1 protein-coding gene is annotated in these 590 nt (G+C 39.3%); it reads left to right on the top strand.

Features of this window, described 5'->3' with window-relative positions; genetic code table 11:
* Positions 1 to 590 (top strand): serine/threonine-protein kinase (locus tag R7Z50_RS29230; RefSeq protein WP_318149979.1); only part of this gene is annotated, 590 nt, incomplete at both ends.

Below are 590 nucleotides of genomic sequence, written 5' to 3'. Positions count from 1 at the left end.
AGTGATAATAAGAACACAAAAAACAAAAGTGTTATTAACTCAAATTTAATTGGGCAAACAGTAAAAAACCGTTACGAAATTGAGTCTATTTTAGGTCATGGTGGACTCTGTGATGTTTATTTAGCAAAAGACAAAATTCTTGAGTCTTCTGGCTCGGAGTCCCCTTATGTTGCTCTAAAAGTTTTACAGAAAGAGTTTGCGTCTCAGCCAGAGACAGCAAGAATGTTGATTCGAGAAGCGCAACAAACACAAAGACTTAGTCATCCAAACGTAATCCGGGTCTTTGATTTCGGAGTCGACGGTGATATCTACTTTTTAGTGATGGAATATATTGACGGCGAAACGTTGGAAAGTTTAATCCAACGATCTCGTCCAAATGGTTTGAAGTACCATGCAATGCTTTCTATCCTCAACCAAATCCTCGACGCACTATCCTATGCTCATTCGCTCGGTGTTGTACACGCCGACTTAAAACCAGCCAACGTAATTTTAACCTCCGAAGGCCATGTAAAGCTTTTGGATTTTGGTGTGTCGAAAACTCACCAGATCAAACATGATCAGTATGCAGCAAAACGTAAAACAGAAGATAT

The sequence above is a fragment of the Vibrio sp. 1249-1 genome (assembly GCF_033340495.1).
This window is presented reverse-complemented; position numbering and strand designations above follow the sequence as displayed.